We start from the raw sequence: 272 nt of genomic DNA, 5'->3' as shown, positions 1-272 counted from the left end.
CCGGGTTGTAAATACCGCCCACGTCCACAACGGCCTCGCATTGGGCAAGCTTGGCCTCATCACGTGTACGTAGCACGTCGTGGGCCGCGAACTTGGGCAGCAGCTTGAGCATGGACACAGCCAATGCCTCGTCGCAATGGAACGTGCCGTTGTGCGTGCCAATGTACTTTTTAGAGACACCTTCAGTCAGAGATGAGACCACTTGCGCACCGCGGAAGGCGGCGAAACACGGGGACGAAGTCACGAAGGCGGCAGCTTTGGTCGGGATGGTC

Annotated in this window: 1 protein-coding gene; it reads right to left on the bottom strand. The window is 59.2% G+C overall.

What is annotated here, in order from left to right; all coding sequences use genetic code 11:
* A partial coding sequence (locus tag L9G74_RS20610; protein WP_238898627.1) for an MYG1 family protein occupies positions 1–272 on the bottom strand: 272 nt, incomplete at both ends.

This window comes from Shewanella electrica, assembly GCF_022321485.1.
Taxonomy (GTDB): domain Bacteria; phylum Pseudomonadota; class Gammaproteobacteria; order Enterobacterales; family Shewanellaceae; genus Shewanella; species Shewanella electrica.
The sequence above is the reverse complement of the archived record's forward strand: the minus strand, read 5'-3'. Positions and strand labels throughout refer to the sequence as shown.